Origin of the sequence: Streptomyces marinisediminis (assembly GCF_026262575.1) — a bacterium.
In the GTDB taxonomy this organism is placed as follows: Bacteria; Actinomycetota; Actinomycetes; order Streptomycetales; family Streptomycetaceae; genus Streptomyces; species Streptomyces marinisediminis.
In genome coordinates this window covers 195,043-207,362 of the sequence record NZ_JAPKFL010000006.1, presented here as the reverse complement: position 1 = coordinate 207,362, position 12,320 = coordinate 195,043, and the positions used below count along the sequence as shown (strand labels likewise).

Genomic DNA, 12,320 nt, shown 5'->3' with positions numbered 1-12,320 from the left:
GCGGGGCGGCTTCGGCGCTGCCGGGCCGATCGGCCGGGTGGGACTCAGGTGCCGGTCAGGTGCTCGGGGCGGACGGGTACCCGCCGCAGCGCCAGGCCGGTGGCCGCGCGGATCGCCGAGACCACCGCGGGGGTGGACGACAGCGTGGGCGCCTCGCCCATGCCGCGCAGCCCGTAGGGCGCGTGCGGGTCGGCCAGCTCCAGGACGTCCACCGGAATGGTGGGCGTGTCCAGGATGGTGGGGATGAGGTAGTCGGTGAAGGAGGGGTTGCGGACCTTGCCCGTCGGGTCCACCACGATCTCCTCCATGACGGCCAGGCCCAGGCCCTGCGTGGTGCCGCCCTGGATCTGGCCGACCACCGACTGCGGGTTGAGCGCCTTGCCGACGTCCTGCGCGCAGGCCAGCTCGATCACCTTCACCAGACCCAGCTCGGTGTCGACCTCCACCACGGCGCGGTGCGCGGCGAAGGAGTACTGGACGTGGCCCCGCCCCTGGCCGGTCGTCAGGTCGAACGCCTCGGTGGGCCGGTGGCGCCACTCCAGCTCGATGTCGACGACCTCGTCCTCCAGCACCTCGGCGATGCCGGCCAGCACCTCGCCGCCGTCGGTGACGACCTTGCCGCCCTCCAGCACCAGCTCGGCCGTGGCCCACGCCGGGTGGTAGGTGCCCAGCTTGGCGCGGCCCAGTTCGAGCACCTGCTCGCGCACGGCCTCGCAGGCGTGCTTCACCGCACCGCCCGTGACGTAGGTCTGCCGGGAGGCCGAGGTGGAGCCGGCGGAGCCGACCTGGGTGTCGGCCGGGTTGATCGTCACGTGGGTGACGCCGAGTTCGGTGCGGGCGATCTGGGCGTGCACGGTGACGCCGCCCTGGCCGACCTCGGCCATCGCGGTGTGCACCACGGCGACCGGTTCGCCGCCCACGACCGACAGGCGCACCCGGGCGGTGGAGTAGTCGTCGAAGCCCTCGGAGAAGCCGACGTTCTTGATGCCCACCGCGTAGCCCACGCCCCGCACGACGCCCTCGCCGTGGGTGGTGTTGGACAGGCCGCCGGGCAGGGCCCGCACGTCCACGCTGGTACCGGCCGCGTCGCCGGACTCCCACTGCTTGCCCGGCGGCAGCGGCATCGCCTTCACCCGGCGCAGCAGCTCGGCCACCGGGGCCGGGGAGTCGACCTCCTGCCCGGTGGGCATGACCGTGCCCTGGCTCATGGCGTTGAGCCGGCGGAACTCCACGGCGTCCAGGCCCAGCTCGGCGGCGAGCTTGTCCATCTGCGACTCGTAGGCGAAGCACGCCTGCACCGCGCCGAAGCCGCGCATGGCGCCGCAGGGCGGGTTGTTGGTGTAGAGCGCGACGGCCTCGATGTCGACGTCGTCGACCACGTACGGGCCCACCGCCAGCGAGGAGGCGTTGCCGACGACGGCCGGGGAGGCCGAGGCGTAGGCGCCGCCGTCCAGCACGATGCGGCACTTCATGTGGGTCAGCTTGCCGTCGCGGGTGGCCCCGTGCTCGTACCACAGCTTCGCCGGGTGCCGGTGGACGTGGCCGAAGAACGACTCGAACCGGTTGTAGACGATCTTGACGGGCTTACCGGTGCGCAGCGCCAGCAGGCAGCCGTGGATCTGCATCGACAGGTCCTCGCGGCCGCCGAAGGCACCGCCGACGCCGGAGAGCGTCATGCGCACCTTCTCCTCGGGAAGACCGAGGACGGGGGCGATCTGGCGCAGGTCGGAGTGGAGCCACTGGGTGGCCACGTACAGGTCGACGCCGCCGTCCTCGGCCGGGACCGCGAGGCCGGACTCCGGGCCGAGGAACGCCTGGTCCTGCATGCCGATCTCGTACTCGCCGGTCACGATCACGTCGGCCCGCGCCCGGGCCGCCGCCACGTCGCCGCGCACGATGGGCTGGCGGTGGACGATGTTGGGGTGCGGCACGTGCTCGGCGTGGTGGTCGTCGCGGTCGTCGTGGACCAGGGGCGCGTCCGGCGCCAGCGCGCTGGCCTCGTCGTGCACGACGGGCAGCGGCGTGTAGTCGACCCTGATCCTGGCCGCCGCGCGGCGCGCGGTCTCCGGGTGGTCGGCGGCGACGATGGCCACCGGCTCGCCGTGGTGGCGCACCCGGCCGTGCGCGAGGACCGGGGTGTCGGCGAACTCCAGGCCGTAGCGCTTGGTCGCGGTGGGCAGGTCGTCGTAGGTGAGGACGGCGTGGACCCCGGCCTGGGCGAGCGCCTCGGCGGTGTCGATGCCGTTGATCTCGGCGTGCGCGTGCGGGCTGCGCAGCGTGAAGCCCCACAGCATGTCCTCGTGCCACATGTCCGAGGAGTAGGCGAACTCGCCGGTCACCTTCAGGGTGCCGTCCGGGCGCAGCGTGGACTCGCCGATGCCGCCCTCGGTGGCGGCGCTGTCCTGGGTGAGCGTCGTCGGGGTGCGGGTCACTCCGGCCATGGTCAGGCTCCCGTTCCTGCGGTCTGGGACTCCTCGCGGGCCGCGGCGAGGCGGACCGCGTCGAGGATCTTCTCGTAGCCGGTGCAGCGGCACAGGTTGCCCGACAGGGCCTCGCGGATGTCGGCGTCGCTGGGCTGCGGGACGCGCTCGATCAGCTCGTCGGCGGCCACCAGCAGGCCCGGGGTGCAAAAGCCGCACTGCACGGCGCCGGCGTCGATGAACGCCTGCTGGATGGTGGAGAGCCCGGCGTGCTCGCCGGCCGGGGAGTCGGCGGCGCCCTGGGCGGCCTTGCCGGGGTCGGCCCGCCACCGCTGCGCGGCGTCCGGGTTTGTGCCGCCGCACGCGCCGGCGGCGCAGCCCGCCGCGCGGTCCCTGGCGTAGTCGGCCAGGCCCTCGACCGTGACGACCTCGCGGCCCTCGCACTGGCCGGCGGCCACCAGGCACGCGCACACCGGCACGCCGTCGAGCCGGACGGTGCACGAGCCGCACTCGCCCTGCTCGCAGGCGTTCTTCGAACCCGGCAGGCCCATGCGCTCGCGCAGCACGTACAGGAGGCTCTCGCCCTCCCAGACGTCGTCGGCCTCGTGCGGGCGTCCGTTGACGCGGAAGTTCACGCGCACTGTGCGCCTCCTTCGGTGGAGCGGGCGCCACGGCCCCCGCTGCGGTACTCGTCCCAGGTCCAGCCCAGCGTGCGGCGGGCCATGATGCCCACGGCGTGCCGCCGGTACCTGGCGCTGCCGCGGACGTCGTCGATGGGGTTGCAGGCGCCGGAGACCAGCTCCGCGAACTGGCGGGCGATCGAGGGGGTGATCGTCTTGCCGCTCTCCCAGAAGCCGCCCTCGGCCAGCGCCGCGTCCAGGAACTCCTCGGCGGCCGTGGCGCGCAGCGGGGTCGGGGCGGCGGAGCCGATGCCGGTGCGCACGGTGCGCGTCTCCGGGTGCAGGGCGATGCCGAAGGCGCACACGGCGATGACCATGGCGTTGCGGGTGCCGACCTTGGAGAACTGCTGCGGCCCCGACGCCTTCTTGATGTGGACGGTCTTGATCAGCTCGTCGGGCTCCAGCGCGTTGCGCTTGACGCCGGTGTAGAACTCCTCGACCGGGATGAAGCGGGTGCCGCGCACGGACGCCACCTCGATCTCGGTGCCGGCCGCCAGCAGCGCCGGGTGCGAGTCCCCGGCCGGGGAGGCGGCGCCCAGGTTGCCGCCGACGCTGCCCCGGTTGCGGATCTGCGGCGAGCCCACGGTGTGCCCGGCGAGCGCCAGGCCCGGCAGCTCGGTGCGCAGGTCCTCGATGATGCGCGTGTAGGGAACCGAGGCGCCCAGCCGCACGTTCTCCTCACCGACCTCGTACGCGTGCAGCTCGGCGACCCGGTTCAGGTCCAGCAGGTAAGCGGGCCGGCGGTGATCGAAGTTGATCTCCACCATGACGTCGGTGCCACCCGCGATGGGCACAGCCGTGGGGTGCTCCGCCTTCGCGGCGAGCGCCTCCTCCCAGCTTGCGGGGCGCAGGAAGTCCATGAATGTCTCTTCTCACGATGCGCGGAATACGAGTCGCCCCCGGCGTGCGGGGCGCTCTTGTCACGTGCCTGTTCATCTGCCGTTCATCAGGTGTGACTCAGTAGACAGTCCCGTGAATCGCCCGGTGCAGTCACGGAAGACATGAAGCGGTTGGCTGGTCACCCGCCCGGTCTTGTAGATTCGAACGAAGAGCGGGGAACGCCAACCTCGCACGATGACAGCAGCGACACACGACGGAACGGTGAGCGACGAATGCGGCTGCGCGCCCTGCTGGAGACGGCTTCGCTCGGGCTGCGCCTGCTGGGCGGCGAGCAGGAGCTCGACCGCGCCGTGCGGGGGGTCATGACGACCGACCTGCGCGACCCCAGCCGCTACCTCTCCGGCGGGGAGCTGGTGCTCACGGGGCTGGCGTGGCACCACAGCCCGGCGGACTCCGACCCGTTCGTGCGCATCCTGGCCGCCGCGGGCGTGGCGGGCCTGGCCGCCGGTGAGGCGGAGATGGGCGCCGTCCCCGACGACCTGGTGGCCGCCTGCGCCCGGCACCGGCTGCCGCTGTTCGCCGTCGACGAGGACGTCGCCTTCGCGACGATCACCGAGCACGTCGTCCGCCAGGTCTCCGGCGAGCGGGCCGGTGACCTGGCCGCCGTCGTCGAACGCCACCGGCGCCTGATGACGCCCGGCCCGGCCGGCGGCGGACCGGACGTGGTCTTGGACCTGCTCGGCTCCGACCTGGACCTGCGGGCCTGGGTACTCACCCCCACGGGGCGGCAGATCGCGGGGGCGGGGCCGGACTCGGCCACCCCCGAGCTGCCCGCCGCCGTGCGCTCCCGCCTCGCCGGCGAGCACCTGGCCGCGGTGCGCGGCGGCGGGCAGCTCGGGGGCAGCCCCTACCGGGCCACCGTCGGCCAGGTCACCTACTCGCTCTTCCCGGTGCCCGGCGAGGCCCGCGACGTGCGCGCCACGGTGCTCTCAGACTGGCTGCTGGCGGTGGAGGCCGACGCCGGCGACTGGCCGGACGAGCGCCTGGACCTGCTGCACGGCGTCACCCAGTTGATCGCCGTCGAGCGCGACCGGCGCGACGCGGCGCGCACCGTGCGGCGACGGCTCGCGCAGGAGGTGCTGGAGCTGGTGCAGACCGGCGCCGCGCCCGCCGAGGTCGCCGCCCGCCTGCGGGTGGCCGCGCCGGTGCTGCTGCCCGGGGTGGGCGCCGCCCCGCACTGGCAGGTCGTGGTGGCCGCGGTGGAGTGGGCCGGGGACGAGGGCCCGGGTGGCGCCGTCGCCCAGGCGCTCCTGGAGGAAGCGCTCGTCGACCCGGGCCTGGCCGGGCCCGACCCGCTGGACCGGATCGCCGTCGCCCACACGGGCGCGGAGGCGGTCGCGCTCGTCCCGCTGCCCCTGGCCGACGGCGAGCCGACGGGCCTGGCCGGGGCCCCCGGCACCCAGGCGGCCGGACTGCACGCCGCGTCCCTCCTCGCGGGCATCCGCGAGCCCCTGGAGCGCGGCCTCGCCGACGACGGCCGCCTCACCCTGGGCGTCAGCGCCTCCGTCACCTCCGCCGAGGGGCTGCGCGGCGCGCTGGAGGAGGCCCGGCACGCGCGCCGGGTGGCGGCCGCGCGCACCGGCCTGGTGTGCGCCGCCGGGCACGAGGAGCTGGCCTCCCACGTCCTGCTGCTGCCGTTCGTCCCCGACGACGTCCGCCGCGCCTTCACCGCGCGCCTGCTGGACCCGCTGCGCGACTACGACCGCCGCCACCGCGCCGAACTCGTCGCCACGCTGGAGGCGTTCCTCGACTCCGACGGCTCCTGGACGCGCTGCGCCGCCCGGCTGCACCTGCACGTCAACACCCTGCGCTACCGCGTGGGGCGCATCGAGCAGCTCACCGGCCGCGACCTGTCCCGGCTGGAGGACAAGCTCGACTTCTTCCTGGCCCTGCGGATCAGCTAGCGGCCTGCCCCGGGCCGGGGCAGGCGGGGCCGGAGCGGGCCGACCCCCGGGGCAGGCCAACCCCGTGCAGGCAGGCCCGCAGCGGCCGGCCCCGGGCAGGTCGGCCCCGGGCGAGCCGGTCAGCGGCCGCCGCTCCCGCGGTCCAGCAGTCGGCGCAACTCCCCGTCCCGGGCCGTCAGCTCCGCCCAGGTGCCCTCCTCGGCGATCCGGCCGCCCGCGAGGACGGCGATCCGGTCGGCGCGGTGGATGGTCGCGGGCCGGTGGGCGATCAGCAGGGTGGCGCGGGTGTGCGCGTCGACGGCGAGCGCGGCGGCCAGCTCCGCCTCCGCGGCCGTGTCGAGGTGGGCCAGCGACTCGTCGAGCACGAGCACGCGCGGGCCGCACAACAGCGCCCGGGCCAGCGCCACCCGGGCCCGCTGCCCCCCGGAGAGCGTCGCGCCCCGCTCCCCCACCGTGGCGGCCAGCCCCCGGGGTAGCGCGGCGGCGATGCGGTCGACCCCGGTGCGGCGGGCCACCTCGGCCACCTCGGCGTCGGTGGCGCCGGGCGCGGCCAGGCGCAGGTTGTCCGCCAGCGTCCCGTGGAAGAGCGGCGCGTCCTGGCCCACCACGGCGACGGCGCGGCGCAGCTCGGCGTCGGCCAGCCGCCGGAGGTCGACGGGCGCGCCGTCGCGGGGCAGCAGCTCCACCGCGCCGGAGAGCGGGTCCCACAGCCGCGCGACGAGGTGGGCGCAGGTGGACTTGCCCGCGCCGGAGGCGCCGACCAGGGCGAGCGTCCGGCCGGGCGGGACGGTGAGGTCCAGGCCGCGCAGGACGGGGCCGCCGCCGTAGTCCGCGTGCACGTCGCGCAGCCGCAGGGCCAGCGGCCCGTCCGGCAGCGGCACGGGGCGCGCGGGCGGTGGCGCCGGGGAGGGGGCGCGGACGGCCGCGCGCACCCGGGCCGCCGCCGCGCGCAGGCCGGCCGCCTGGGCCAGCGACTGCGCCGCGTCGGCCACCGGGGCGAGCACCGCCAGCGCCAGGGCGAGCGCGGCGGGCGCCCAGGGCCCGGGCAGCCGGCCGGCGGCGACGGCCTGCGCGGTCAGCGCGACGACGGCGAGCACCGCGCCCACCACGACCGCCTCCCCCGCGGCCGCGGCGCCCGCCTCCCAGCCGGCCTCCGCGCGCTGGGCCCGGCCCAGTTCGCGCCCGCGCGCGGCCAGGGCCGCCCGGCGCCGGGGCAGCGCGCCGAAGGCGAGCAGTTCGCCCAGCCCGTCGACGGTGTCCACGGTGTCGGCCGACAGCCGCGCGGCGGCGGCCCGGGTGCGCGCGCCCCGCACCGCGCGGGCGCGGCCGTCCAGCAGCGCCATGCCCAGCAGCAGCGCGGCCGCGGGGGCCACGGCGGCCAGCAGCCACGGCTCGACGGCGGCGAGCACGGCGGAGCCGCCGGCGAACACCGTGCCGCAGGCCAGGAGTTGCGCGGTGGTGTGGGCGTAGAAGAACTCCAGTGCCTCGACGTCGGCCATGGCGGTGGCCGCCAGGTCGCCGCTGCGCCGCCCGCCCACCCGGGCGGGCGCGGAGCGGGCCAGGCCGTCGAAGACGCGGACGCGCAGCACGGCCAGGACCCGGTAGGCGAGGTCGTGGGAGAGGTCCATCTCCCGCCAGGTGGCCAGCGCGCGCACGGCGACGAGGAGGACCAGGGCGGCGACGGTGCCGGGAGCCGGCGGGGTGCCCTCCAGCAGTGCGGCCCCGACGGTGTGGGCGGCGAGCGTCACCAGGGCGGCCAGCGCGGCGTGCTCGACGAGCGCGGCCAGCGCGGTGCGCAGCGCGGTGGCGCGGTGGGCGGCGAGCGCGGGCAGCAGCGCGCGCAGGGCCCCGCGCGGCGGCGGGGCGTCGGACGCGGACGGGGTGGACGCGGGCGGGGCGGCGGGCCCGGACTCGGTGGCGGGTGCGGTGCTCACGCGGCCAGCCCCCGCACCCGGCCCGCGCTGACGAGCCCGGCGTACGTCGCCGACCCGGTCAGCAGCCCCGCGTGGTCCCCGGTGGCCTCGACCCGTCCGGCGTCCAGCACGACGATGCGGTCGGCGTGCCGGACGGCGGCCAGCCGGTGGGCGACGATCAGGCACGTGCGCCCTCGTGCGGCGCCCAGCAGGTCCCGCGTGATGCGGGCCTCGCGGCGCTCGTCGACGGCGCTGGTGGCCTCGTCCAGCACGAGCACCGGGGCGTCGGCCAGCAGCGCGCGGGCCAGCGCGAGCCGCTGGCGCTGGCCGCCGGAGAGCGTGGCGCCGCGCTCGCCGAGCACGGTGGCGTAGCCGTCGGGCAGGGCGGCTATCTCGTCGTGGACCCCGGCGGTGCGCGCCGCTCGCCGGAGCGCCGCGTCGTCGGCGTCGGGGGCGGCCAGGCGCAGGTTGTCGGCGACGGTGCCGTGGAAGAGGTAGGCGTCCTGGGAGACGACGGCGATGCCGCGCCGCAGGGCGCCCAGCTCGTAGTCGGCCACGTCCCGCCCGTCCAGCAGGACGCGGCCCGCCTGCGGGGCGCGGCGGCGCAGCAGGAGCGCGAGCAGGCTGGACTTGCCCGCGCCGGAGGGGCCGACGATGGCGGTGGTGCGGCCGGCCGGCGCGGTGAAGGTGACGCCGTCCAGCGCGGGGCGCGCGGCGCCGGGGTAGGTGAGCCGCACGCCGTCGAAGACCACGGCGGGCGGGTGCGTCCACCGGGCGTCGGCGGTGCCGGTGTCGGGCACGGCCGGACGCGCGGTGCGCAGCGCGGCGAGCCCGTCGGCCGCGGACGTGCCGAGGTACCCGGCGTGCCAGGCCCGGGCGAGGTCGCGCACCGGGCGGAAGCACTCGGAGGTGAGGAGCAGCAGCAGGTAGGTGCCGGTGGCCGCGGTGGCGCCGGTGACGGCGGACCAGCAGGCGAGCAGCGCGGCGGCCACCGTGCCGCCCTGCACGGCGAGGTCGGTGAGCGCGGTGTCCACCAGGGACACCCGCAGCTTGGCGACGGTGGCGCGGTGCAGGTGCGCCGAGCGGTGCTCCAGGCGGGCGCGCACCCGGCCGACGGCGCCGGCGGCGCGCAGGGCGGGCATGCCCTGCAGCGCCTCCAGGTAGTCGGCGCCCAGCGCCTCGTAGGTGTCCCAGTGCTCGGCGCCGCGGCGGGCGAGCAGCCGGTCCCAGGCACGCGGGGCGAGCAGGGCCACCAGCAGGGCGGGCACCAGGGCGAGCAGGACCGCCGGGTGCACCAGGGCGACGGCGGCGAGCAGCAGCGGCGGGGTGAGGCAGGTGATCGCGAGCTGCGGCAGGTAGCGGGAGACGTAGGCGTCCACCCCTTCGACGCCGTCCACCAGTGTGGTGCGCACGGCGCCCGCCCGGGCGGCGGTGAGGTGGGCGGGGCCGAGCGCGCCGAGCCGGGCGACCAGCGCGTCCCGCAGCCGGACCCGGACCCGCGCCCCGGCCCGCGCGGCGGTGCGCCGCTGGCTCCAGGTGAGCGCGGCGCGCAGCAGGACGAGCGCGAGCACCCCGCCCAGCAGGGGCGCGAGGTCACCGGTGGCGCCGCGGGCGACGGCGGCGAGGGCCAGGGCGAGCAGGACCGCTTGGGCGAGGTGGGTCAGTGCGACGGCGCCCAGCAGGGCGGTGGCCGCCAGCAGTGGGCCGGGCGCGGTGCGGGCGGCGGCCCGCAGTTCGGGGTGGATCAGCATGCGGGTGGCTCCTGCGGGAGTGGTGTGGGCGGCGCGTGGGTGCCCAGGGCGAGGCCGTGCACGACCCAGCGGCGGCCGGGCGGGTCGCCGAGCGCCGCGCCGAGGTCGGCGTGCTGCCAGGAGCCGACCGGGCGGGTGTGCAGCCCGTGGGCGGCGGCGGTGGCCAGGGCCAGTCCGACGGCGTGTCCGGCGGCGAGGTGGGCGTGGCGCAGGTGGGCGGCGTCGGCGCCGTCCGGGCAGCCCGCGGCCAGGACGACGGCTCCGGCGTCGGCCAGCCAGCCCTGCCCGGCGGCCCAGGCGGCGAGCGTGGGCCTGGCGTCCCCGCGGGCCAGGCGGCGCAGGCGGCCGCCCGGTGCGGCGGTGACGAGGCCGGGGTGGGCACCGCCGACGGCCGCGCACCACTGGAGCGCGTCGCGGGCCGCGTCCTGCGCGCGGGTCAGCACGGCGGCGAGCGCGGCGGGCGCGGGCGTGCCGGTGAGCGGCGGCGGCGCGCTGCGGCGGGCGAGCAGCCGGGCGGCGCCGGACGGCGGCCCGGGGTCGGCGGGTCGGCGCGGCTCCCCGCGCTCGGGGCGGTGCCCGGGCGCCGGGGGGCCGTCCGGGCGGTGGGCCGCCTCGCGGGGCGGCGGCAGGTGGACGGTGGTCGGCACCGCGGCGTGGGCGCCGTCGAGCGTGACGGCGGGCTCCGGCGCGCCCAGCGCCCGTGCGGCCAGCCGCAGCCCGGCGGCGGCGTGCCCGGTGTCGAGCAGCAGCAGGGGCCAGGCGCGGTGGCCGTAGTGCGCGGCGGTGCGGCGCGCGGTGACCGTCAGCTCCACGCGGACCCCTGGCGCGGTGTCGGCGGGCGGCGGGCCCAGCCGGTGCACGCGGTGCCGCAGGGGGTCGTACCCGTAGCGGCCCGGGGGCAGCGGGGCGCCGGGACCCACGGTGAGGCGGGCGTCCACGGGGTGGCAGGCGCCGGCCGAGGGCACGGGACGCAGCCGGCCGGCGGGGTCCTGGGCGGCCAGGGACAGGCGCAGGTGGCCGCACAGGTCCACCTCGCCGGGGCGGGCCGCGGGCAGGCGGCGCGCGGGCCCGGGCCAGGCGGGCACCCGCGGCCCCGGCGCGGTGTCCGGCCCCGGCCGTTCGGCGCTCCGGGCGCGTGCCAGCACGGCGGCCACCTCCGCGTCGGCGGGCGCCGGCACGGCGGCCGCTTCCGCGTCGGCGGCCGCTTCCGCGTCGGCGGGCGGCAACGCGTCGGCGGGCGAGCCGGTGGGGGCGCGCGGGAGGGCGGGCGCGGGCAGGGGCCCGGAGGCGGGCGGGCCCGGGCGGGCGGGCGGGCGCCGGTCGGGGCCCGGGGGTGCGGCGTCGGTCGTCATGGTGCCCGCCTCACATGTGCGGCGGCGGGGCCAGGGTGAAGTCCGCCGGGGCGCGCGGCGGGGTGGTGCGCCAGCCGCGGGCCAGCGCGGCGTCGGCGAAGCGCGGGCAGCCCAGGTAGGCGAAGGCGGCGGGCGCGTTGGGTATGAGCCCGGAGACCAGGACGCGGGCCACCCGCAGCGGTGTCTGCGCGACGTCCTCGGTGGTGACGTCCACGCTGACGACGCGGTGGCCGCCCGCGCGCAGCCGGTGCTCCAGCCGCTCCCGGGAACCGGGCTGGAGCGCGTCGACGGGCACGGTGCCCAGCGCGGGCTCGGTGAAGCGGCGCGCCTGGGCGGCCATGCGCGGGTCGAGCCACACCTGCACGTGCGCGCCCAGGTCGCGGACGGCGGCGAACTCCGGGCCGCAGGCGTCCAGGTAGCGGGCGTCCGCGCGGTGGTCGAGGTAGAGGCCGCGGGCGAGCAGGCCGGCCTCGACCGCCTGGAACACCCAGCCGTCGGGGTCGGTGAGCCCCTGGGTGAAGACCCAGGTGTGGACGGCTTCCAGCACGGCCTTGCGGGCCGCCTCGGCGGGGTCGAAGCGGCAGGCGAACCCGGCGGCGTACAGCCCGCGTTCGGGGTCGTGGACGAGGGCGGCGAGGCAGGGGGCGAACTCCGAGGGCAGCTCCACCAGCCACACCCGCAGGCCGCACCCCGCGAGGTCCTCGCGCAGCCCGGGCACGCTGCCGGGGTCGACGCCGCGCGCGGGGCCGTCCAGGTGCCACCACAGTTCCAGCGCGTCGCGCTCGACGGTCTCCAGCAGGCCGCGCTCCACGGCGTCGTCCAGGCCCTGGCCGGTGGCGATGCCCGCGTAGTTGAGGTGGTGGGTGCGCGGGTAGGCGCGCAGGTCCCCCTGGCGCCAGTTGAGGTGGGTGAGCGCCACGGGAGCCCAGCACTCGGCGGTGGCGCCGTCGGGCAGGTGCTCGGTGCCGCGCGCCCACAGCGCGGGGGTGTGCTCGGTCAGCGGGCGGTAGGGGAAGCCGGGGCGGGCGTACTGCCAGGGGGCGTACCGGGGCAGGTCGGCGGGCCCGTAGCGGCGCAGGCCCCGGTCGGCCAGTTCGGCGGCGGTGGCGGCCAGCGGCGCGTCGCGGTGCCCGGGGGGCGGCACCCGGTTGCCGCAGTAGCGCTCCACGGCCTCGGCCACGGCGGCGATCCGGGCGCCTTCGGGGTCCCCGAAGGTGGTGCCCAGCGACACCCGGTCGGCGGGCCAGGCGCCCAGCCGTCGCGCGTCGGCGACCTCCGCGGTCACGGCGGTGTAGCGGGGCGGCGTGCCGGTGGGGTGGTCGACCGGGGCGACGGCGCGGACCAGGCCGCACACCGGGTCGACGAGGGCGTCCAGCGGCAGTTCGGGCGGCGGGGCCATC

At 78.0% G+C, this 12,320-nt stretch carries 8 protein-coding genes; 1 reads left to right on the top strand and 7 read right to left on the bottom strand.

Annotation, left to right across the window (positions count from 1 at the left end):
* Positions 1-44 precede the first annotated feature (44 nt).
* From pucD to OSB71_RS07350, 3 genes are read right to left on the bottom strand one after another with little or no spacing between them, the layout of a single operon-like run.
* Positions 45-2,441: a xanthine dehydrogenase subunit D gene (pucD, locus tag OSB71_RS07360; protein ID WP_265945518.1), complete on the bottom strand. Its 2,397-nt coding sequence runs from the start codon at positions 2,439-2,441 to the stop codon at positions 45-47.
* A 2-nt stretch (positions 2,442-2,443) separates the two neighbouring features.
* Positions 2,444-3,061 carry a (2Fe-2S)-binding protein gene (locus OSB71_RS07355; protein WP_265945516.1) on the bottom strand — a complete coding sequence of 206 codons (618 nt, stop codon included), beginning with the start codon at positions 3,059-3,061 and terminating at the stop codon, positions 2,444-2,446.
* On the bottom strand, positions 3,052-3,960 hold the full coding sequence (locus OSB71_RS07350) for an FAD binding domain-containing protein (RefSeq protein ID WP_265945514.1): 909 nt from the start codon (positions 3,958-3,960) through the stop codon (positions 3,052-3,054). Before OSB71_RS07350 ends, OSB71_RS07355 begins: the two co-directional genes overlap by 10 nt.
* 252 nt (positions 3,961-4,212) lie before the next feature.
* On the opposite strand from OSB71_RS07350, the gene OSB71_RS07345 reads away from it, so the two are divergent.
* On the top strand, positions 4,213-5,904 hold the full coding sequence (locus OSB71_RS07345; RefSeq protein ID WP_265945512.1) for a PucR family transcriptional regulator: 1,692 nt from the start codon (positions 4,213-4,215) through the stop codon (positions 5,902-5,904).
* Between the two features lie 119 nt (positions 5,905-6,023).
* Here OSB71_RS07345 and OSB71_RS07340 read toward each other — a convergent pair whose 3' ends face one another.
* Genes OSB71_RS07340 through OSB71_RS07325 form a run of 4 tightly spaced genes read right to left on the bottom strand, consistent with a single transcriptional unit; the run spans position 6,024 to position 12,319 of the window.
* Entirely contained in the window at positions 6,024-7,838 is a 1,815-nt protein-coding gene (locus OSB71_RS07340; protein ID WP_265945510.1) for an ATP-binding cassette domain-containing protein, read from the bottom strand.
* Entirely contained in the window at positions 7,835-9,568 is a 1,734-nt protein-coding gene (locus tag OSB71_RS07335) for an ABC transporter ATP-binding protein/permease (RefSeq protein WP_265945508.1), read from the bottom strand. The genes OSB71_RS07340 and OSB71_RS07335 overlap by 4 nt, the downstream gene beginning before the upstream one ends.
* Entirely contained in the window at positions 9,562-10,920 is a 1,359-nt protein-coding gene (locus OSB71_RS07330) for a nitroreductase family protein (RefSeq protein WP_265945506.1), read from the bottom strand. The genes OSB71_RS07335 and OSB71_RS07330 overlap by 7 nt, the downstream gene beginning before the upstream one ends.
* Before the next feature lie 10 nt (positions 10,921-10,930).
* Positions 10,931-12,319, bottom strand: coding sequence for a YcaO-like family protein (locus tag OSB71_RS07325; protein WP_265945606.1), 1,389 nt, complete (start codon positions 12,317-12,319; stop codon positions 10,931-10,933).
* Position 12,320: the final 1 nt, after the last annotated feature.

What these genes read in the sequence shown, in the direction of transcription:
- OSB71_RS07335 (WP_265945508.1), bottom strand. Translation starts at nt 9,568, where the DNA reads ATGCTGATCCACCCCGAACTGCGGGCCGCCGCCCGCACCGCGCCCGGC.
- OSB71_RS07350 (WP_265945514.1), bottom strand. Translation starts at nt 3,960, where the DNA reads ATGGACTTCCTGCGCCCCGCAAGCTGGGAGGAGGCGCTCGCCGCGAAG.
- OSB71_RS07330 (WP_265945506.1), bottom strand. Translation starts at nt 10,920, where the DNA reads ATGACGACCGACGCCGCACCCCCGGGCCCCGACCGGCGCCCGCCCGCC.
- OSB71_RS07345 (WP_265945512.1), top strand. Translation starts at nt 4,213, where the DNA reads ATGCGGCTGCGCGCCCTGCTGGAGACGGCTTCGCTCGGGCTGCGCCTG.
- pucD (WP_265945518.1), bottom strand. Translation starts at nt 2,441, where the DNA reads ATGGCCGGAGTGACCCGCACCCCGACGACGCTCACCCAGGACAGCGCC.
- OSB71_RS07325 (WP_265945606.1), bottom strand. Translation starts at nt 12,319, where the DNA reads ATGGCCCCGCCGCCCGAACTGCCGCTGGACGCCCTCGTCGACCCGGTG.